The 20829-nt window shown below is 58.6% G+C and carries 14 protein-coding genes; 9 read left to right on the forward strand and 5 right to left on the reverse strand.

The window, feature by feature from the left end; all coding sequences use genetic code 11:
- The first annotated feature begins 10 nt into the window (after positions 1 to 10).
- Genes glgC through glgP form a run of 3 tightly spaced genes read left to right on the forward strand, consistent with a single transcriptional unit; the run spans position 11 to position 5206 of the window.
- Positions 11 to 1306: a glucose-1-phosphate adenylyltransferase gene (glgC, locus tag LRS40_RS08485; protein ID WP_142487404.1), complete on the forward strand. Its 1296-nt coding sequence runs from the start codon at positions 11 to 13 to the stop codon at positions 1304 to 1306.
- Positions 1306 to 2739, forward strand: a complete 1434-nt coding sequence (glgA, locus tag LRS40_RS08490) for a glycogen synthase GlgA (RefSeq protein ID WP_142487403.1) — start codon at positions 1306 to 1308, stop codon at positions 2737 to 2739. The genes glgC and glgA overlap by 1 nt, the downstream gene beginning before the upstream one ends.
- A gap of 19 nt (positions 2740 to 2758) precedes the next feature.
- Entirely contained in the window at positions 2759 to 5206 is a 2448-nt protein-coding gene (glgP, locus tag LRS40_RS08495; protein ID WP_156264796.1) for a glycogen phosphorylase, read from the forward strand.
- A 90-nt stretch (positions 5207 to 5296) separates the two neighbouring features.
- Here the strand turns inward: glgP and glpD are convergent, their stop codons facing one another.
- Positions 5297 to 6805 (reverse strand): glycerol-3-phosphate dehydrogenase, encoded by a 1509-nt coding sequence (gene glpD, locus LRS40_RS08500; protein WP_231313519.1) that lies wholly within the window; start codon positions 6803 to 6805, stop codon positions 5297 to 5299.
- Between the two features lie 207 nt (positions 6806 to 7012).
- Here glpD and glpE point away from each other — a divergent pair, with 207 nt between their 5' ends.
- Genes glpE through LRS40_RS08515 form a run of 3 tightly spaced genes read left to right on the forward strand, consistent with a single transcriptional unit; the run spans position 7013 to position 8994 of the window.
- On the forward strand, positions 7013 to 7342 hold the full coding sequence (glpE, locus tag LRS40_RS08505; protein ID WP_231313520.1) for a thiosulfate sulfurtransferase GlpE: 330 nt from the start codon (positions 7013 to 7015) through the stop codon (positions 7340 to 7342).
- 44 nt (positions 7343 to 7386) lie between these two features.
- Positions 7387 to 8217 carry a rhomboid family intramembrane serine protease GlpG gene (gene glpG, locus LRS40_RS08510; RefSeq protein ID WP_142487400.1) on the forward strand — a complete coding sequence of 277 codons (831 nt, stop codon included), beginning with the start codon at positions 7387 to 7389 and terminating at the stop codon, positions 8215 to 8217.
- Positions 8218 to 8235: 18 nt separating this feature from the next.
- Positions 8236 to 8994, forward strand: coding sequence for a DeoR/GlpR family transcriptional regulator (locus tag LRS40_RS08515; protein ID WP_142487399.1), 759 nt, complete (start codon positions 8236 to 8238; stop codon positions 8992 to 8994).
- A gap of 180 nt (positions 8995 to 9174) precedes the next feature.
- Here the strand turns inward: LRS40_RS08515 and malT are convergent, their stop codons facing one another.
- The gene (malT, locus tag LRS40_RS08520; RefSeq protein WP_142487398.1) at positions 9175 to 11880 is read right to left on the reverse strand and encodes an HTH-type transcriptional regulator MalT; all 2706 of its coding nucleotides are present in this window, start codon (positions 11878 to 11880) and stop codon (positions 9175 to 9177) included.
- Positions 11881 to 12464: 584 nt separating this feature from the next.
- Here malT and malP point away from each other — a divergent pair.
- Positions 12465 to 14858, forward strand: coding sequence for a maltodextrin phosphorylase (gene malP, locus LRS40_RS08525; RefSeq protein ID WP_231313521.1), 2394 nt, complete (start codon positions 12465 to 12467; stop codon positions 14856 to 14858).
- Between the two features lie 9 nt (positions 14859 to 14867).
- Positions 14868 to 16955 carry a 4-alpha-glucanotransferase gene (gene malQ / locus LRS40_RS08530; protein ID WP_231313522.1) on the forward strand — a complete coding sequence of 696 codons (2088 nt, stop codon included), beginning with the start codon at positions 14868 to 14870 and terminating at the stop codon, positions 16953 to 16955.
- 79 nt (positions 16956 to 17034) lie between these two features.
- Here malQ and gntT read toward each other — a convergent pair whose 3' ends face one another.
- From gntT to gntX, 3 genes are all read right to left on the reverse strand, one after another.
- Entirely contained in the window at positions 17035 to 18351 is a 1317-nt protein-coding gene (gene gntT, locus LRS40_RS08535; RefSeq protein ID WP_142487393.1) for a gluconate transporter, read from the reverse strand.
- A 304-nt stretch (positions 18352 to 18655) separates the two neighbouring features.
- The gene (gene nfuA / locus LRS40_RS08540; RefSeq protein ID WP_142487392.1) at positions 18656 to 19231 is read right to left on the reverse strand and encodes a Fe-S biogenesis protein NfuA; all 576 of its coding nucleotides are present in this window, start codon (positions 19229 to 19231) and stop codon (positions 18656 to 18658) included.
- Between the two features lie 58 nt (positions 19232 to 19289).
- Positions 19290 to 19973: a DNA utilization protein GntX gene (gntX, locus tag LRS40_RS08545; protein ID WP_231313523.1), complete on the reverse strand. Its 684-nt coding sequence runs from the start codon at positions 19971 to 19973 to the stop codon at positions 19290 to 19292.
- 36 nt (positions 19974 to 20009) lie between these two features.
- Here gntX and bioH point away from each other — a divergent pair, with 36 nt between their 5' ends.
- Positions 20010 to 20783 carry a pimeloyl-ACP methyl ester esterase BioH gene (bioH, locus tag LRS40_RS08550; protein ID WP_231313524.1) on the forward strand — a complete coding sequence of 258 codons (774 nt, stop codon included), beginning with the start codon at positions 20010 to 20012 and terminating at the stop codon, positions 20781 to 20783.
- The last annotated feature ends 46 nt before the right edge of the window (positions 20784 to 20829 follow it).

The raw sequence follows: 20829 nt of genomic DNA on the forward strand, positions 1-20829 counted from the left end.
GGAGTTGATCATGGTTAGGTTAGATAAGAACGACCCTCTAATGTTGGCGCGTCAGCTGCCATTGAAGTCTGTTGCCCTGATTCTTGCTGGCGGCCGCGGTACCCGATTAAAAGATTTAACGATTAAGCGCGCCAAGCCCGCCGTCCACTTCGGCGGTAAATTCCGTATTATCGATTTTGCCCTGTCAAACTGCCTGAATTCAGGCATTCGCCGTATTGGCGTGATCACCCAGTACCAGTCACACACTCTGGTGCAGCATATTCAGCGCGGCTGGTCGTTCTTCAGTGAGGAGATGAACGAGTTTGTCGACCTGTTACCTGCCCAACAGCGCGTGCACGGCGAAAACTGGTATCGCGGTACTGCCGATGCGGTGACGCAAAACCTCGACATTATTCGTCGCTACGACGCCGAGTATGTGGTGATCCTCGCCGGGGACCACATCTACAAGCAGGACTATTCCCGCATGCTCATCGACCATGTCGAAAAAGGGGCGCGCTGCACCGTAGCCTGTATGCCGGTGCCCGTTGCCGAAGCGACGGCCTTTGGCGTGATGGCGGTGGATGAAAACGACAAAGTGATCGATTTCGTTGAAAAACCGGCGAACCCGCCATCCATGCCGGGGGACGACACCAAAGCGCTGGCCAGTATGGGGATCTATGTCTTTGATGCTGATTACCTTTATCAGCTGCTGGAAGAGGACGACAAGGATGAGAAATCCAGCCACGACTTCGGCAAAGATATCATCCCGAAAATCACCAAATCTGGCATGGCCTATGCACATCCGTTCCCACTGTCCTGCGTACAGTCCGATCCTAATTCAGAACCTTACTGGCGCGATGTCGGCACCCTGGAAGCGTACTGGAAGGCGAACCTCGATCTGGCCTCGGTGACCCCGGAACTGGATATGTACGACCACAACTGGCCGATCCGTACCCATATGGAATCCCTGCCGCCGGCGAAATTTGTGCAGGACCGCTCGGGCAGCCACGGCATGACGCTGAATTCGCTGGTCTCCGGCGGGTGCATTATTTCCGGCTCGGTGGTGGTGCAGTCGGTGCTGTTCCCGCGCGTGCGGGTGAACTCCTTCTGCAACATTGATTCGTCAGTATTGTTACCCGACGTCTGGGTTGGCCGCTCGTGCCGCCTGCGTCGTTGCGTTATCGACCGTGCCTGCGTCATTCCGGAAGGCATGGTAATTGGAGAAAACGCGGAAGAGGACGCGCGCCGTTTCTACCGCTCAGAAGAAGGCATCGTGCTGGTTACGCGTGAAATGCTGCGTAAACTGCAGATCAAACAGGAGCGATGATGCAGGTTTTACACGTTTGTTCTGAGATGTTCCCGTTGCTGAAAACCGGCGGGTTGGCGGATGTGATTGGGGCGCTACCGGCGGCGCAAATTGCCGGTGGGGTCGATACTCGCGTGCTGTTACCCGCTTTTCCCGATATTCGTCGCGGCATCCCTGACGCCCAGATCGTCAGCCGCCGCGATACCTTTGCCGGGCGCATCACATTACTGTTTGGTCATTACAACGGTGTGGGCATTTACCTGATTGATGCCCCGCATCTGTATGACCGCCCAGGGAGCCCGTACCACGACACCAACTTATTTGCCTATACCGATAACGTGCTGCGTTTTGCGCTGCTCGGCTGGGTCGGGGCGGAGATGGCCTCCGGGCTGGATCCGTTCTGGCGCCCGGACGTAGTGCACGCCCACGACTGGCACGCCGGGCTGGCTCCGGCGTATCTGGCGGCGCGTGGCCATCCGGCGAAGTCGGTCTTTACCGTGCATAACCTGGCCTATCAGGGGATGTATTTAGCCAAACATATGGATGACATCGATCTGCCATGGTCGTTCTTTAATATCCATGGGCTGGAGTTTAACGGGCAGATTTCATTCCTTAAGGCCGGGCTGTATTACGCCGATCACATCACCGCCGTGAGCCCGACCTACGCGCGGGAGATCACCGAGCCGCAGTTTGGCTACGGCATGGAGGGGTTGCTCGCGCAACGCCAGCGCGAAGGACGTCTGTCGGGCATTCTCAACGGCGTGGATGAAAAAATCTGGAGTCCGGAGTCGGACCTGCTGCTGACCGCGCGCTACAACCGCGATTCGGTGGAAGATAAGGCCGAGAACAAACGTCAGCTACAGATCGCCATGGGGCTGAAGGTCAACGAAAAGGTGCCGCTGTTTGCGGTAGTGAGCCGTCTGACCAGCCAGAAAGGGCTCGATCTGGTGCTCGAGGCGCTGCCGGGCCTACTGGAGCAGGGCGGACAGCTGGCGCTGCTGGGTGCCGGCGATCCGGTATTGCAGGAGGGCTTCCTCGCGGCCGCGGCCGAGCATCCGGGTCAGGTGGGCGTGCAGATCGGCTATCACGAAGCGTTTTCGCACCGCATCATGGCGGGCGCCGACGTTATTCTGGTCCCGAGTCGTTTTGAGCCCTGTGGCTTAACCCAGCTGTATGGCCTGAAGTACGGCACGCTGCCTCTGGTGCGTCGTACCGGCGGGCTGGCGGATACCGTATCCGACACCTCGCTGGAGAACCTGGCAGACGGAATCGCCAGCGGATTTGTCTTTGAGGACAGTAATGCCTGGTCGCTGTTACGCGCGATTCGGCGTGCCTTCGTGTTGTGGTCCCGTCCCTCTTTGTGGCGTTTTGTTCAGCGCCAGGCGATGGCCATGGATTTTAGCTGGCAAGTTGCGGCGCAGTCCTACCGCGATCTTTATCAACGCTTGATGTAACAATGCTGGAATCAGAGATATGAATGCACCTTTTTCCTATGCGTCTCCCACGGTAAGCATTGAGGCGTTAAAGCACTCAATCGCTTACAAGCTGATGTTCACCATCGGCAAAGATCCGGTGATTGCCAACAAACACGAATGGCTTAACGCCACCCTGTTTGCCGTGCGCGACCGGCTGGTTGAACGCTGGCTGCGCTCTAACCGCGCCCAGCTCTCACAGGAGACCCGTCAGGTTTATTATCTGTCGATGGAGTTTTTGATTGGCCGCACCCTCTCCAATGCGCTGTTGTCGCTGGGTATCTATGACGACGTAAAAACCGCACTGGAAGAGATGGGGTTAGATTTAGAAGAGCTGATTGACGAAGAGAACGACCCCGGCTTAGGCAACGGCGGTCTCGGTCGTCTGGCGGCCTGTTTCCTCGACTCGCTGGCAACGCTCGCCCTGCCGGGACGCGGCTACGGTATCCGCTACGATTACGGCATGTTCAAACAGAACATCGTCGACGGCCGGCAGAAAGAGTCCCCGGACTACTGGCTGGAGTACGGCAATCCGTGGGAGTTCAAGCGCCACAACACCCGCTATAAAGTCCGCTTTGGCGGCCGTATCCAGCAGGAAGGCAAAAAGAGCCGCTGGGTCGAAACCGAAGAGATCCTGGCCGTGGCCTACGACCAGATCATCCCGGGCTACGACACCGACGCGACCAACACGCTGCGCCTGTGGAATGCCCAGGCCAGTAGCGCGATTAACCTCGGTAAATTCAATCAGGGCGACTACTTCGCGGCGGTGGAAGACAAAAACCACTCCGAGAACGTCTCCCGTGTGCTGTACCCGGATGACTCCACCTATTCCGGGCGCGAGCTGCGTCTGCGTCAGGAGTACTTCCTGGTCTCCGCGACCATTCAGGACATCCTGAGCCGCCACTACCAGCTGCATAAAACTTACGCCAACCTGGCGGAAAAAACCGCCATCCACCTCAACGACACCCACCCGGTGCTGTCGATCCCGGAGCTGATGCGCCTGCTGATCGACGAACATAAGTTCAGCTGGGAAGAGGCGTTCGAGGTGACCTGCCAGGTCTTCTCCTACACTAACCACACGTTGATGAGCGAAGCGCTGGAAACCTGGCCGGTGGATATGCTCGGCAAAATCCTGCCGCGCCACCTGCAGATCATTTTTGAGATCAACGACTTCTTCCTGAAAACCTTGCAGGAGCAGTACCCGCACGACACCGGCCTGCTGAGCCGTACCTCGATCATTGATGAATCCAATGGCCGCCGGGTGCGCATGGCGTGGCTGGCGGTGGTGATCAGCCACAAGGTCAACGGCGTGTCGGAGCTGCACTCCAACCTGATGGTGCAGTCGCTGTTTGCCGACTTCGCGAAGATCTTCCCGATGCGTTTCTGCAACGTGACCAACGGGGTAACGCCGCGCCGCTGGCTGGCACTGGCGAACCAGCCGCTCTCCGACGTGCTCGACGAGAACATCGGCCGCAACTGGCGTACCGACTTAAGCCAGCTGAGCGAGCTGGAACAGCACGCCGATTTCCCGACGGTGAATAAAGCGGTGCGTGATGCCAAGCTGCTGAACAAAAAGCGGCTGGCGGTGTGGATGGCGCTGCATCTCAACGTGGTGGCCAACCCGAAAGCGCTGTTCGACGTGCAGATCAAACGTATCCACGAGTACAAGCGTCAGCTGATGAACGTGCTGCACGTGATCACCCGCTACAACCGCATCAAGGCCGATCCCGATGCCGACTGGGTGCCGCGTGTGAATATCTTTGCCGGTAAAGCGGCCTCGGCCTACTACATGGCGAAGCACATCATTCACCTGATCAACGACGTGGCGAAGGTGATCAACAACGATCCGCAGATTGGCGACAAGCTGAAGGTCGTCTTTATCCCTAACTACAGCGTGAGCCTGGCCCAGCTGATTATCCCGGCCGCCGATCTCTCCGAGCAGATCTCCACCGCGGGCACCGAAGCTTCCGGCACCAGTAACATGAAATTTGCCCTTAACGGCGCGCTGACCATCGGCACGCTGGATGGCGCAAATGTCGAGATGCTGGAGCACGTGGGCGAAGAGAATATCTTCATCTTCGGTAACACCACGGAAGAGGTTGAGGCCCTGCGTGCCAAAGGCTACTCGCCGCGTGATTATTACGAGAAGGATGAAGAGCTGCGTCAGGTGCTGACCCAGATCGCCACCGGGGTCTTTAACCCGGACGAGCCTGGCCGCTATCGCGACCTGGTGGATTCGCTGATTAACTTCGGGGATCACTACCAGGTGCTGGCAGACTACCGCAGCTATGTGGATTGTCAGGACAGGGTCGACGAGCTGTACCGCAAGCCGGAAGAGTGGACCACCAAAGCGATGCACAACATCGCCAACATGGGCTACTTCTCATCCGATCGCACCATCAAAGAGTATGCCGAGACCATCTGGCATATTGATCCGGTGAAGTTGTAAAAAATGCCGGGTGGCGGCTCCGCCTTACCCGGCCTACGATCCTGTGTCTTTTGTAGGCCCGGTAAGCGTTAGCGCCACCGGGCATTACTCTCAGGACGCCAGCGATAACTCACGCTTTCCCGTCCGCTCGGCCAGCCACAGCGCCACGCGGGACTGTTGCTCCGCATTCAGCCACATCCCCTCTTTGGTCCGACGCCACAGCGCATCGTCCGCGCGGCGTACCCACTCGTGGTCGGCTAAATAACGTAATTCCGCCTCGTAGAACTCGTGACCAAAATGTTCGCCCAGATCGCTGAGATCCTTCGCGTCACTCAGGATCAGCTCACTGTTGCTGCCGTAGGTGCGGGCAAAGTGGCGGGCCATGGATTCGCTGATAAACGGATAGCGACGGCGCAATTTCGCCGCGTAGTCATCGCGGTTGCCGCCGATATCACCGCCGGGCAGCACCGCGCCTTTGGTCCACGCCGGGCCGATACCCTGATAGAACGGGGCCAGTTTTTCCATCGCATGCTCTGCCAGCTTGCGATAGGTGGTGAGCTTACCGCCAAACACCGACAGCAGCGGCGCCTTGCCGTGGTCATCGTGAATATCGAGGGTGTAATCGCGGGTGATGGCCTGCGGTGAGTCAGACTCGTCATCGCACAGCGGACGCACCCCGGAGTAGCTCCAGACCACATCGTCACGCGCCAGCGATTTCTTGAAGTGCGCGTTATACACCTTCAGCAGATAGCTGATTTCGCTCTCGTCGATAGCGACGCTTTTCGGATCGCCTTTGTACTCCACGTCGGTGGTACCAATGATGGAGAACTCATCCATCCATGGGATCACAAACACGATGCGCTTGTCTTCGTTTTGCAGAATATAGGCCTGCTTCTGGGTATGTACCCGCGGCACCACGATGTGGCTGCCTTTAATCAGACGGATGCCATACGGCGACGGCAGCTGCATCCCCTCGTCGAAGAACTGCTTCACCCACGGGCCGGTGGCGTTCACCAGACCGCGGGCCTGCCAGCTGAAACGCTCGCCGGTATCAATATCTTCGGCCTCGACGATCCACAGCCCTTTTTCCCGGCGGGCGGAAATGGCACGGGTACGGGTTTTCACCTCGCCGCCTTTGCGTTCAACCATTTGCGCGTTGGCGAGCACTAGGCGGGCATCATCCACCCAGCAGTCGGAATATTCGAATCCGCGCACGATTTCAGGCTTCAGCACCGAATCTGAGCCAAAACGCACACCGGCAGAAGCGGGCAGGCTGGTGCGTTTGCCCAGGTGATCGTACATAAACAGGCCAATGCGGATCATCCAGGCCGGACGCAGATGCGGACGGTGCGGCAGACGAAAACGCATCGGAGTCGCGATATGGGGGGCCATTTTCAGCAGCACTTCACGCTCGGCCAGCGCCTCACTGACCAGGCGGAACTCGTAGTGCTCCAGATAACGCAGGCCACCGTGGATCAGCTTAGAGCTGGCGGAGGAGGTAGCGCAGGCGAGATCCTGCGCTTCCAGCATCAGGACAGATAATCCGCGCCCGGCAGCGTCCGCCGCAATGCCCGCTCCGTTGATTCCGCCACCGATAACAATCAGATCTTTGGTTTCCATTGTTTCCTCACGCACTTTCGTTAAAGCTCAAAAATGTTCGATATCGCTCATACTAGCAAAGGAAACGGATTTTAGTAACATCAAAAAAACAAATTTGAGTGATACAGCTAACATAATGGCGTTTACCCGCCGTCAGGACGTACACTAGCCGATAAGATAGTGAGGGCATCAGGCCGCACTGCACCTGCACAAACAACAGAGAGCACCATGGAACATTTTGAATGTATTAACGTAGAAGAAGCCCACCAGAAGATGCACCAGGGACTGGCGGTGCTGGTGGATATTCGCGATCCGCAAAGTTTCGCGATGGGCCACACGCCGGGCGCGTTTCATCTGACCAACGCTTCCCTGAGCGAATTTATGCGCGATAACGATTTTGAAACGCCGGTGATGGTGATGTGCTATCACGGCAACAGCAGCAAAGGCGCGGCGCAATACCTGCTGCAGCAGGGCTTTGAAGCGGTCTACAGCGTGGACGGCGGATTCGATGCATGGCACCGTCATTTCCCGGCAGAAGTCGAGCACGCCGGCATTTAGGGTATATACTGTCCCCTTTTGTGTGGAATAAGCGACTGCCGCCGATGCTGATGATTACCTCTTTTACCAACCCGCGCGTCGCCCAGGCGTTTGTCGATTACATGGCGACGCAGGGTGTTATCCTCACCATTCAACAACATACCCAGACCGACGTCTGGCTGGCGGATGAGAGCCAGGCCTCCCGGGTCAACGCCGAGCTGGCGCGTTTTCTGGAGAATCCCGGCGATGCGCGCTATCTGGCGGCAAGCTGGCAGTCCGGCCATACCGGCAGCGGGCTGCACTACCAGCGTTTTCCTTTCCTTGCGACCGTGCGTGAACGCGCGGGGCCGTTCACCCTGGTCTTAATGGCGGCCTGTATTCTGGTCTTCATTCTGATGAGCGTGGTGGGCGATCAGCAGGTCCTGCTGATGCTGGCCTGGCCGTATGATGCCTCCGTTGAGTTCGAGTTCTGGCGCTACTTCACCCACGCGCTGATGCACTTCTCGGTGCTGCATATCCTCTTTAACCTGCTGTGGTGGTGGTATCTCGGCGGGGCGGTGGAGACACGGCTCGGCAGCGGCAAGCTCATCGTGCTTACCCTTATCAGCGCGCTGCTCAGCGGCTTTATCCAGCATAAGTTTGGCGGCCCGTGGTTTGGCGGCCTCTCTGGCGTAGTTTACGCGCTGATGGGCTATGTCTGGCTGCGCGGCGAGCGCGATCCCGCGAGCGGCATCTACCTGCAGCGCGGTTTAATGGCCTTTGCATTAATCTGGATTATTGCCGGATGGTTTGATCTGTTTGGCATGGCGATTGCCAACGGCGCACACATGGCCGGGCTGGCAGTCGGGCTGGCGATGGCGTTTGCCGATACGCTAAATGCGCGAAAACGAACATAATTCTGGCAGGGAACTCTGATGAAACAAACACAACGTCATGACGCCATTATTGAACTGGTGAAAAAGCAGGGATACGTCAGCACCGAAGAGCTGGTGGAGCAGTTTGCCGTCAGCCCGCAGACCATTCGTCGTGACCTCAACGATCTGGCCGATCAGAACCGTATCCTGCGCCATCACGGGGGCGCGGCGCTGCCGTCCAGCTCGGTGAATACCTCCTGGCACGATCGCAAGGCGACGCAGACCTCTGAGAAAGAGCGTATTGCCCGCAAGGTGGCGAGCCAGATCCCCAATGGCGCGACGCTGTTTATCGACATCGGCACCACGCCGGAAGCGGTGGCCCACGCCCTGCTGAACCATGAGAACCTGCGGGTCGTCACCAACAACCTCAACGTGGCCACCACCCTGATGCAGAAAGAGGATTTTCGCATCATCCTGGCGGGCGGCGAGCTGCGCAGCCGTGACGGCGGCATTATTGGCGAAGCGACCCTCGACTTTATCTCCCAGTTCCGCCTCGACTTCGGCATCCTCGGCATCAGCGGGATCGATACCGATGGCTCATTGCTGGAGTTTGATTACCACGAAGTACGCACCAAGCGGGCGATTATCGAGAACTCGCGCCACGTGATGCTGGTAGTGGATCACTCCAAGTTTGGCCGTAACGCGATGGTGAATATGGGCAGTATCAGTATGGTGAACGCGGTTTACACCGACGTGATGCCGCCAGCGGGTGTGTTGAAGGTCATTAAAGATAATAACTTGCAGTTAGAACTGTGCTGAGTTTGTGCCGGGTGGCGGCTTCGCCTTACCCGGCCTACAAAACCGTAGGCCCGGCAAGCGTAGCGCCGCCGGGCAATGAATGGCAACAAAACCGTAGGTCCATGCAAGCGTAGCGCCGCCGGGCAATGAATGGCAACAAAACCGTAGGCCCGTGCAAGCGTAGCGCCGCCGGGCAATGAATTACACCCCGTACCCCATCATCTTCAACAGCTGCTGCGCATGCAGCACCGCGTCCTGGCGGTGGGCGACACCCAGCTTCTGATACAGATTCCGGATATGCGTTTTGATGGTGGTGGCCGCCACGGCCAGCTCACCGGCGATCTGCTCGTTGCTGTAACCTGAGTAGATCAGCCCCAGCACCTGCCACTCACGCTGGGTCAGCGGGCTGGTGCGGATCAGTTCCGGCACTTCCGGATGGGTCAGCAGACGCTCCACGAAAGTCTCATCGAAATGGGCGAACTTGTGGCGGTGATGCTGGTTAATCTCCCGCAGGATGCGCTGGGCGCGATGCTGATCCAGCTCCGGCAGAGTGTTGAGCTGAATCAGCTGGCGCAGCTGCTGCGCCATGGTCTCGCCTTCAATCACAAAGTGGCTGATAAACCCGGTGCGGTTCGCCAGCTGCAATGCTTCCAGCAGCACGCGCTGGGCGTCATTCTTGCGGCCGGCCTGCCAGTAAAGCTGGTTCTGCAGCAGCAGGTTGCGGTTGAGATCGCTCATCAGTCGCAGGCTGCGGGCATTTTCATTTAACTCTTCCAGCACCATTTCGGCCGGTTCAAATTCGCCTAACAGGATCTGCGCCCGGGCAATATTGCGCCACTGGCTCTGCAGGAAGTGGTTATTAGCAAACTCCGGCTTCGGCGTCTGGCGCAGCCAGTTGGCCGCCGATTTCTTGTCGCCGGTCATCTGCCAGTAAATCACCCGCACCTTATCGGCGTTGGATACCCAGTCGCTGTGATACTGACCGTTGCCGAGCAGGTTCTCCAGACGGTTAAGGTGGTTGCGGGCGTTATCCAGATCGCCGCGCGCCAGCGAGCACTGCACCAGCAGGCCCAGACACTGCAGCTGCTGCTGCGGCTGATAGGTGGAGAGCACGTCGACTCCATGACGGGCGGTGCTTTCGGCTTCGTCCAGTCGGGCCCATGCCCACAGCAGCTGGGCGCGGATGCGCAGCAGGAACTCGTGCATCGGCAGCTGTTCCAGATGCTGATCGCGGATCAGGGTGAAGGCTTTCTCCTGGGTCTCCCAGGCGGCCTGCAGGAAGCCCTGGGCAAACAAAATTTCGCTCTGCTGGATCAGGCTCCACAGGGCGTAGTGCCAGACGTCATGGCGGCGCGCCATCTGCTCCGTCTGCTGCATCAGCGACAGGGAGCGGGTGAGATCGCCTTTACAGTGCAGTACTTCGCCGTGCACCGAGGTGGCGACGATGCGGCTGTAGAAGTTCGCCAGCGGCAGCTCCTCCAGCGCTCCCAGGGCCAGGCGCTGGGCCTCTTCCGGGTTGCCGTCGTTGATGGCCACCTGCGCGCGCAGGGCGTTGAATTCGCCGTGCAGGGCGGCGTCCATCTCGCCTTTCATCTCCTGCTCGGCGCGGGCCAGCAGGGTATTCACTTCGCTGTAGCGGTGCTGGCTCTGCATCAGCCAGGCCTGCAGCAGCACCAGACGCGGATTCTCCAGCAGGCTCTCCCACGGCAGGGCGCGGAGCGACTCCTCCAGCAGGGCCAGCTCGCTGTGGTTAAACAGGCTCCAGGCATGGTTGAGCAGAATATCGCGCAGCATATGGGCATCGCCCGCCGCCAGGGCGTGGTGAATGGCCTCGCTCGGGAAACCCTGCGCCATCCAGCTTTCGGCGGCGGCGCGGTGGATTTCCGGTAATTCGGTTGCCAGCTCCCACTGACAGCGCTGGCGCAGGAAGCTGCCAAACAGCGGGTGGTAGCTGAACCACTCCCCGGAGTCGTCCATGCGCTGCAGGAACAAGCCCTGACGTTCTATCTCCTCCAGGCGCATCTGGCCGTTGTCTTCGCCGGTGACGCGCACGATCAGCGCATCGTTCATCGAGCGCAGCAGGGAGCTTTTTAGCAGGAACTGACGGGTGGATTGATCGACGCTGTCGAGCACTTCATCCACCAGGTAATCGGAGAGGTGGCTGGCATTGATCCCCGACAGACGACGGGCGGATTGCTGCGTCGAGCTGTTGTTATGTCGGGCCGACAGGGCAATCAGCTGCAGGGCGGTGGCCCAGCCTGCCACGTCGTCGCACAGGCGGCTGCTTTCGGCCACTTCGATTGGGGATTTCAGGCGACAGTCAAAGAACTGCTTCGCTTCCTGATGGGTAAAGGAGAGCTGTTGGCTGCCCACTTCCAGCAGCTGATCGCGCACGCGCAGGTTGGCAATGCCCAGCTGCGGCAGGTTACGCGACAGGATCACCAGGGTCAGGTTTTCCGGCTGGTGGCGCAGGAAAAAGCGCATCGACTCATGGATAACCGGATTGGTGATCAGATGGTAGTCATCAATGACCAGGTAGAGCGGGCGGTGCCATTCGGCCAGCTCGATAAACAGTTGGGAAAACAGGGAAGAGAGGCTGGCGTACTGACGCTTTTGCACCATCACTTCGCTGGTCACACAGTGTCCGTTGGTCGCCTGCTGAATGGCGGCGATCAAATAGCTGGCAAAACGCTCCTGCTGGTTGTCGCCCTCATCAAGGGAGTACCAGCCGAGATCGGTCTTACCGGAAGCCCACTGTGAAATGAGCGTGGTTTTGCCGTAGCCGGCAGGGCTCGTTACCAGCGCCAGTCGAAAATTGTTCGCGCCGGAAAGTTTCGCCAGCAAGCGTTCGCGGACCACAGTATGGTCAAGACGAACCGGGCGACTTAATTTGGACGGAATCAACATAGTTTTCACTTCACTGTGTGGAAATCGAGATTTTTGATTTTTTTGCGCTTCGTAATTAATCCTTATAAGGTCGGTCAGAAACCCTTTTAATGCAAGTTATGTCCGGGTTTTATGTCCCTTAATTTGCACTCGGTCACAAAAATATATCGATGGGGAAGGGAACTTTTCCGATGGGCCTCGAAAGCGCATGGATACTGGCGTGGCGTGTTTCCAGGAGGTTAAGCATAAAAAGGAATATAGAAGCGTAAAGGCGGTGAAAAGTTAATAAAGTTCCGGGAAGGTTACGGGGGTGAAATAACATTCTGCGATGCAGTAAATTCTGAGCAATATTACGTCGGGTAAGTAATTATTTCCGCATGCCTATATTTCAGGCGAAACCGCATTTCATTTTTTTGACTCCCTTCCCGGAAATCGCGGCCTGAATGCCCCACACTTTCGCCGCAGAAGGTGGCCGCGATCACACTTTAGCGCTCATCCCCGCTACTCCTCCCTGTCTAATCCCCGCCAGGAGGAGGAAGAGGCATGAGGAGCCAGGCACACTAGCACCAACGCCTCATTTTCTCTCTACAGGATGCAGATTCCCTATGTCACAGCCTACTTTCAACAAAGCTCAATTCCAGGCTGCCCTGACGCGTCAGTGGCAGCGTTTTGGTTTAAACGCCGCCGAAGACATGACCTCCCGCCAGTGGTGGCAGGCCGTCAGCGGAGCGCTCGCCGAGCTGCTGAGTGCCCAACCCGCGGTGAAGCCCGTCGAAGGCCAGCGCCACGTTAACTATATCTCTATGGAATTCCTGATTGGCCGTCTGACCGGCAACAACCTGCTGAACCTCGGCTGGTATCAGGAGGTCAGCGATGTGCTGAACACCCATAACATCCACCTGACCGACCTGCTGGAAGAGGAGATCGATCCGGCGCTGGGCAACGGCGGTCTGGGGCGTCTGGCGGCCTGCTTCCTCGACTCGATGGCGACGGTAGGCCAGTCGGCGACCGGCTACGGTCTGAACTATCAGTATGGACTGTTCCGCCAGTCCTTTGCGGGCGGCCAGCAGATGGAAGCCCCGGACGACTGGCATCGCGGCAGCTACCCGTGGTTCCGCCACAACGAAGCGCTGGACGTGCAGGTCGGCATTGGCGGTAAAGTGACAAAAGCGGGCCAGTGGGAACCGGGCTTTACCATTACCGGCCAGGCCTGGGATCTGCCGGTGCTGGGCTATCGTAACGGCGTGGCACAGCCTCTGCGCCTGTGGCAGGCGACGCACGCTCACCCGTTCAACCTGACTAAATTCAACGACGGCGACTTCCTGCGTGCTGAGCAGCAGGGCATCGACGCCGACAAGCTGACCAAAGTCCTCTACCCGAACGACAACCATCTGGCGGGCAAAAAGCTGCGCCTGATGCAGCAGTACTTCCAGTGCGCCTGTTCCGTGGCCGACATCCTGCGTCGCCACCACCTGGCGGGCCGCAAGCTGGCGGAGCTGGCGGATTACGAAGTGATCCAGCTAAACGATACTCACCCGACCATTGCCATTCCGGAACTGCTGCGCGTGCTGATCGACGAACATCAGCTGAGCTGGGATGACGCCTGGGCGATCACCAGTAAGACCTTCGCCTACACCAACCACACCCTGATGCCAGAGGCGCTGGAGTGCTGGGACGAGAAGCTGATTAAAACCCTGCTGCCGCGCCATATGCAGCTGATCAACGAGATCAACAACCGCTTTAAGAAACTGGTGGATAAAACCTGGCCGGGCGACAAAACAGTATGGGCGAAGCTGGCGGTGGTGTTCGACAAGCAGGTGCGTATGGCTAACCTGTGCGTGGTCAGCGGCTTTGCGGTGAACGGCGTGGCCGCGCTGCACTCTGACCTGGTGGTGAAAGATCTGTTCCCGGAATATCACCAGCTGTGGCCGAACAAGTTCCACAACGTCACCAACGGCATCACGCCGCGTCGCTGGATCAAACAGTGCAACCCAAAACTGGCCGCGCTGCTGGACGCCTCGCTGGATAAAGAGTGGGCTAACGATCTCGACCAGCTGATCAACCTGGAGAAGTATGCCGACGATGCGGCGTTCCGCGAGACGTACCGCACCATCAAGCAGGACAACAAGGTGCGCCTGGCGGCGTTCGTCAAAACCCGTACCGGGATTGAGATCAGCCCGAACGCGATTTTCGATATCCAGATTAAACGTCTGCACGAGTACAAGCGTCAGCACCTGAACCTGCTGCACATTCTGGCGCTGTACAAAGAGATCCGCGAGAACCCAGAGGCCGACCGCGTGCCGCGCGTGTTCCTGTTCGGGGCGAAAGCGGCGCCGGGCTACTACCTGGCGAAAAACATCATCTTCGCTATTAATAAAGTGGCCGACGCGGTGAACAACGATCCGAAGGTGGGCGACAAGCTGAAGGTGGTCTTCCTGCCGGATTACTGCGTCTCGGCGGCGGAGCTGCTGATCCCGGCGGCGGACGTCTCTGAGCAGATTTCTACCGCGGGCAAAGAGGCCTCCGGCACCGGCAACATGAAGCTGGCCCTGAACGGCGCGCTAACCGTCGGTACGCTGGACGGCGCGAACGTTGAGATCGCCGAGCAGGTGGGCGACGAGAACATCTTTATCTTCGGCCATACTGTGGAAGAGGTGAAAGCCATCAAAGCCAAAGGTTACGACCCGGTGAAATGGCGTAAAAAAGACAAACTGCTGGATGCGGTGCTGAAGGAGCTGGAGAGCGGCAAATACAGCGACGGCGACAAGCATGCGTTCGACCAGATTCTGCACAGCATCGGCAAACAGGGCGGCGATCCGTACCTGCTGATGGCCGATTTTGCGGGCTACGTTGAGGCCCAGAAGCAGGTCGATGTCCTGTATCGCGACCAGGAAGCCTGGACCCGGGCGTGCATTCTGAATACCGCGCGCTGCGGCATGTTCAGTTCTGACCGTTCAATCCGCGACTACCAGGCCCGTATCTGGCAGGCAAAACGCTAAGGAAGCGCGATGGAAAGTAAACGTCTCGATAATGCCGCCCTGGCGGCGGGGATCAGCCCCAGCTATATCAATGCTCATGGTAAACCGCAGTCTATTGGTGCTGAGACCAAGAGGCGTTTGCTGGATGCTATGCACAAAGCCAAACCCGTCGCGAAAGCGGCGGTCACCGCCGTCCCGAACGTGATGGTCTATACCGCGGGCAAAAAGATGCCGCTGATGATTGAAGGCAGCGGCGACTTTAGCTGGCTGCTGACCACCGAAGAGGGGCATCAGCACAAAGGCCACGCCACGGGCGGCAAAAATCTCAACCTGCCGGCAAAACTGCCGGAGGGTTACCACACCCTGACGCTGACTCAGGATGCCCATCGCTGGCACTGCCGGGTGATCGTCGCGCCAAAACGCTGCTACGAGCCGCAGGCGCTGAAAGAGGGCAAGAAGCTGTGGGGCGCCTGCGTGCAGTTATACACGCTGCGCTCGGAGGCTAACTGGGGCATTGGCGACTTCGGCGATCTGCAGAAGATGCTGGCCGACGTCGGCAAGTGCGGCGGGGCCTTTATCGGCCTCAATCCGATCCATGCGCTCTATCCGGCGAATCCGGAGAGCGCCAGCCCGTACAGCCCGTCATCCCGCCGCTGGCTGAACGTGATTTACATTGACGTTAACGCCGTGGAGGATTTTCGCAACAGTGACGAGGCGCAGGCATGGTGGAAGATGGAGACCACCCGGCAGGCGCTGCAACGCGCCCGCGATGCCGAGTGGGTCGATTATGCTTCTGTCACCGCGCTGAAGATGGCCGCACTGCGCATGGCGTGGAAAGGCTTTGCCCGGCGTGACGACGAACAGATGGCGGCCTTCCGGGCGTTTGTTGCCCGCGAAGGGGAGAGCCTGTACTGGCAGGCGGCGTTCGATGCGCTGCACGCGTATCAGGTGAAAGAGGACGAAATGCGCTGGGGCTGGCCGGTGTGGCCTGAGCAGTACCAGTCCGTTGATTCCCCGGCGGTGAAAGCGTTTTGCGAAGAGCATACCGATGAGGTCGATTTCTATCTCTGGCTACAGTGGCTGGCGTACACCCAGTTTGCCGCCTGCTGGCAGGAGAGCCAGGGCTACGATATGCCGATTGGCCTGTACCGTGACCTGGCGGTCGGCGTGGCCGAGGGCGGGGCAGAGACCTGGTGCGATCGCGAGCTCTACTGCCTGAAAGCCTCCGTCGGTGCGCCACCGGATATTCTTGGCCCGCTGGGTCAGAACTGGGGCCTGCCGCCGATGGACCCGCACGTGATTGCGGCTCGCGCCTATGAGCCTTTTATCGAGCTGCTGCGCGCCAACATGCAGAACTGCGGCGCGCTGCGTATCGACCATGTGATGTCGGTCCTGCGTCTGTGGTGGATCCCCTACGGTGAAACCGCCGACCACGGGGCCTACGTGCATTATCCGGTCGACGATCTGCTCTCCATCCTTGCGCTGGAGAGCAAGCGCCATAACTGCATGGTGATCGGGGAAGATCTCGGCACCGTGCCGGTTGAAATCGTCAGCAAGCTGCGTGACAGCGGCGTTTACTCTTATAAAGTGCTCTATTTTGAAAACGACCTTGAGAAGAACTTCCGCGCGCCGGAGGCGTATCCAGAACAATCAATGGCAGTCGCGACGACGCATGACCTTCCTACGCTTCGTGGCTGGTGGGACAGCGGCGACCTTACCCTGGGCAAAACGCTGGGCCTCTACCCTGACGAAGTGATGCTGCGTGGGCTGTATCAGGATCGCGAGCTGTCGAAGCAGGGGCTGCTGGATGCGTTGCACGCGCACGGCTGCCTGCCAAAGCGCACCGGGCGCAAGGCATCGTTGATGTCGATGACCCCGACGCTCAACCGCGGATTGCAGCGCTACATTGCCGACAGCAACAGCGCCCTGCTGGGGCTGCAGCCGGAAGACTGGATTGATATGGCGGAGCCGGTCAACATCCCGGGCACCAGCTATCAGTACAAGAACTGGCGTCGCAAGCTGTCTACGTCTCTTGAAGCGATGTTTGCCGATGACGGGGTGAACAAGCTGATTAAGGATTTGGATAAGCGGCGCAAAGCGGCTGCGAAGAAGAAGTGATAAAAAACCCGCCAGATGGCGGGTTTTTTATTGACCCTGTAGGCCGGGTAAGGCGTAGCCGCCACCCGGCACTGTTACATCACACCACCGCACCCAGCAGTAGACACCCGATCAGCCCGCAGACGGAGATGATGGTTTCCAGCATCGACCAGGACTTGATGGTCTCACCGATGGTCAGGTTGAAGTACTCTTTGAACAGCCAGAAGCCCGGATCGTTCACGTGAGAGAAAATCACGCTACCGGAACCCACCGCGATAACCATCAGCTCTGGGCTGACGCCGGTGGTGGCAATCAGAGGGGCAACGATACCGCCCGCGGTAATGGCCGCAACGGTCGCAGAACCCAGGGCAATACGCAGCACCGCCGCGATAGACCACGCCATCAGGATTGGAGAGATGTTGGTGTCATGCATCATGGAGGCGATGTATTTGTCCACGCCGCTATCAACCAGAACCTGTTTGAACGCACCGCCACCACCGATGATCAGCAGCATCATGGCGATGATTTTGATCGAAGAGCTCAGGGTATCGTTAATCTGATCCATGGAGCGGCCACGGTTCAGACCGAAGGTGAACAGCGCAATCAGGACCGCAATCAGCGTTGCCATGACCGGGTCACCGAGGAACTCCGCCACGCCGAGAACTGGATGGCCTTTCGGCAGCACCATTTCACAGACGGCACGCAGGGCCATCAGCACTACCGGTACCAGAGAGGTCCAGACGCTGACGCCAAAGCTCGGCATCTCTTCTTCGGTAAAGGTTTTCGCGCTGTACAGACCTTCCGGGATCGGCTTGTCGATGCCTTTCAGGCAACGCGCAAACACCGGCCCTGCGAGGATAACGGTCGGGATCGCCAGAATGGTACCGAACAGCAGGGTTTTACCCATGTCCGCATGGAAGATGGTGGCGATAGCGGTCGGGCCCGGGTGCGGCGGCAGGAAGCCGTGGGTTACGGACAGCGCAGCGGCCATTGGCACACCCACGTACAGCAGCGGGATGCTGGCAGAGGCGGCGATGGTGAACACCAGCGGCAGCATCAGCACGAAGCCCACTTCGTAGAACAGTGCAAAACCGACGGTGAAGCCGGTTAAGACCACTGCCCACTGAATATTATTTTTGCCGAACTTTGCAATCAGCGTGGTCGCGATGCGCTGTGCGCCACCGCAGTCAGCCAGCATTTTGCCGAGCATAGCGCCGAAGCCCATGATCAGCGCGAGGCTACCGAGCGTACCGCCCACACCGGCTTTAATGGAGCTGATAACTTTTACCAGCGGCATCCCTTGCATCAGGCCGACAGCAAGGGCCACCAGTACAAGGGCAATGAAGCCGTTCATTTTGAAACGGATCATCAGGAGCAGTAACAGGACTACACCGATAGCGACGATGACTAATGGCATGATTATCTGGCCTTTAAAATTGTTATGGGTAACGTCATTGTTTCAACGACATATTAATGTTGCCCCAACTGGGAACAGCGTACTTCCAGGCACAAAGACAGGCTGCCTTCTAAATCATTAAGCTTAGTCGGTCGGCGTGAAGGTGTTTGAGTGCCCGCGAGAATGATACGGGTAACATGTGCGGATTGAGAATGACCCTGGCGGTCAAAATGTGAAATCTGAGACGCAGGTCATGTTCTGAAGCAGGGGAGAAGGGGGAGAGGCCCGGATCGCTACGCGTCACCGGGCAACAGATAACGGCAACTTAATAGTAGGAGTGTTCGCCGCGCTGGTGTTCGGTGAGATCGCGCACGCCTTTCAGCTCCGGGAACTCGTTCAGCAGCTGCTTCTCGATCCCCTCTTTCAGGGTCACGTCGACCATGGAACAACCGTTACAGCCGCCGCCAAACTGCAGAATGGCCAGACCGTCTTCGGTGATCTCCATCAGAGTGACGCGACCACCGTGGCCTGCCAGCTGCGGGTTAATCTGGGACTGCAGCAGGTACTCAACGCGCTCCATCAGCGGGGCGTCATCGGTCACTTTACGCATTTTGGCGTTGGGTGCTTTCAGGGTTAACTGGGAACCCAGTTGGTCGGTCACAAAATCAATTTCCGCATCTTCCAGATACGGGGAGCTCAGCTCATCGACATAGGCAGTGAGTTGCTCAAATTTCAGGGCAGTGTCAGTTGCTTCCACAGCATCCGGTGGGCAATAAGAGACGCCGCATTCTGCATTCGGGGTGCCCGGGTTGATCACGAACACGCGGATCTGGGTCCCTTCTTCCTGATTTGCCAGCAGTTTGGCAAAGTGCGCTTGTGCAGCATCGGAAATACGGATCATAGCATTGGCCTAATAGTTGACTAAAATACCTGGGTATAATACGCCCAACCTGAGGGCGCTACAAGGTTCGACACAGACACCATACCTGAACCGACGCTGCGCCGCTTCGCAAAAGCAGGCGGGAGAGTTCCGCGACGGTAGCGCCTGTGGTCACGACATCATCCACCACAGCGATATGGCGCCCGACGACCGGTAATTCAAGAGTAAAAGCGTGCTGCAGGTTGCGTTTACGCAACCTGGCGCTGAGCTGATGCTGGGCCGGGGTGGCGCGGTTGCGGCGAATGGCATCGGGAACATAGCAGCAGTTTAGCCAGCGGGCCAGCGGGCGACAGAGCAGGTCGCTCTGGTTAAACCCGCGCCGCCAGTGACGCCGTGACCAGAGCGGTACGCAGACCAGCGTATCAACATCCGGCAACCCCCGGCTGCGCCTGGCGCGCAGCAGCGCCAGCAGTAACAGCCTCGCCAGCGGTTTTGCCAGCTGACTGCGGCGGGAAAACTTCAGCTGATGCACCAGCTGGCTCAGCGGCGGTGTATAGCCGCTCACCGCCACCAGCGCCTGCCAGGGCGGCGGTCTGCGCAGGCAGCGGCCGCAGGGCAGGTGGAGATGAATGGCCGGTAAACCGCACTGCGGACAAACACCTGTCCGCCCTGTCAGCCCCTTTTCGCACACGGAACAGACGCCCCAGTGGCTGAGCGCAAGCGGCATCCGACATAGCCAGCACAAGCCGGGCACTGTTAGCATAGACAACCTCCTTGTGAAAAAAGAGAACAGTAATCGATGAATAACCTTTGGTGGCAGACCGTCGGGACAGGAAATTGCCATCTTGTGCTGCTGCACGGATGGGGGCTGAATGCCGAAGTATGGCGTTGCATCAGCGAGGAACTGGCCTCGCAATTCACGCTGCACCTGGTGGATCTGCCGGGCTTTGGCCGCAGCCGTGATTTCGGCGCAATGCCTCTTGCCGACATGGCGGAGCAGGTGCTGGCGCAGGCCCCGGATAAGGCGATCTGGCTGGGCTGGAGCCTGGGCGGGCTGGTGGCGAGCCAGATTGCCCTGACGCATCCTGAGCGGGTGCAGGCCCTGGTGACCGTCGCCTCCTCCCCGTGTTTTAGCGCCCAGGCGGAGTGGCCGGGGATCAAACCCGAGGTGCTGGCCGGTTTCCAGCAGCAGCTGAGCAACGATTTCCAGCGCACGGTGGAGCGTTTTCTTGCGCTACAGACCATGGGCACCGAAACCGCACGCCAGGACGCCCGGACGCTGAAAACCACGGTGCTGGCGTTGCCGATGCCGGAGGTGGAAGTGCTGAATGGCGGGCTGGAGATCCTGAAAACGGCCGATCTGCGCGCGCCGCTGGCGTCGCTGACGCTGCCGCATCTGCGTATTTATGGTTACCTCGACGGGCTGGTCCCGCGCAAGATCGTGCCGCTGCTGGATGAGCAATGGCCGCAGAGCGAAGCCCTGATTGTCGCCAAAGCGGCGCATGCGCCCTTTGTCTCTCACTCCGCCGAGTTTTGCGCGGCGTTGATTGCCTTAAGTCAGCGTTTAAACTGATTATTTTTCATTCCCGCTGGAAAAAGTGACATACCGCAACAATACT

The sequence above is a fragment of the Leclercia sp. G3L genome, from assembly GCF_021117075.1.
Lineage (GTDB): Bacteria > Pseudomonadota > Gammaproteobacteria > Enterobacterales > Enterobacteriaceae > Enterobacter > Enterobacter adecarboxylatus_C.

What these genes read in the sequence shown, in the direction of transcription:
- malT (WP_142487398.1), bottom strand. Translation starts at nt 11,880, where the DNA reads ATGTTGATTCCGTCCAAATTAAGTCGCCCGGTTCGTCTTGACCATACT.
- malQ (WP_231313522.1), top strand. Translation starts at nt 14,868, where the DNA reads ATGGAAAGTAAACGTCTCGATAATGCCGCCCTGGCGGCGGGGATCAGC.
- malP (WP_231313521.1), top strand. Translation starts at nt 12,465, where the DNA reads ATGTCACAGCCTACTTTCAACAAAGCTCAATTCCAGGCTGCCCTGACG.
- glgC (WP_142487404.1), top strand. Translation starts at nt 11, where the DNA reads ATGGTTAGGTTAGATAAGAACGACCCTCTAATGTTGGCGCGTCAGCTG.
- glgA (WP_142487403.1), top strand. Translation starts at nt 1,306, where the DNA reads ATGCAGGTTTTACACGTTTGTTCTGAGATGTTCCCGTTGCTGAAAACC.
- gntT (WP_142487393.1), bottom strand. Translation starts at nt 18,351, where the DNA reads ATGCCATTAGTCATCGTCGCTATCGGTGTAGTCCTGTTACTGCTCCTG.
- glpG (WP_142487400.1), top strand. Translation starts at nt 7,387, where the DNA reads ATGCTGATGATTACCTCTTTTACCAACCCGCGCGTCGCCCAGGCGTTT.
- gntX (WP_231313523.1), bottom strand. Translation starts at nt 19,973, where the DNA reads ATGCTAACAGTGCCCGGCTTGTGCTGGCTATGTCGGATGCCGCTTGCG.
- glpD (WP_231313519.1), bottom strand. Translation starts at nt 6,805, where the DNA reads ATGGAAACCAAAGATCTGATTGTTATCGGTGGCGGAATCAACGGAGCG.
- glgP (WP_156264796.1), top strand. Translation starts at nt 2,759, where the DNA reads ATGAATGCACCTTTTTCCTATGCGTCTCCCACGGTAAGCATTGAGGCG.
- nfuA (WP_142487392.1), bottom strand. Translation starts at nt 19,231, where the DNA reads ATGATCCGTATTTCCGATGCTGCACAAGCGCACTTTGCCAAACTGCTG.
- glpE (WP_231313520.1), top strand. Translation starts at nt 7,013, where the DNA reads ATGGAACATTTTGAATGTATTAACGTAGAAGAAGCCCACCAGAAGATG.
- bioH (WP_231313524.1), top strand. Translation starts at nt 20,010, where the DNA reads ATGAATAACCTTTGGTGGCAGACCGTCGGGACAGGAAATTGCCATCTT.
- LRS40_RS08515 (WP_142487399.1), top strand. Translation starts at nt 8,236, where the DNA reads ATGAAACAAACACAACGTCATGACGCCATTATTGAACTGGTGAAAAAG.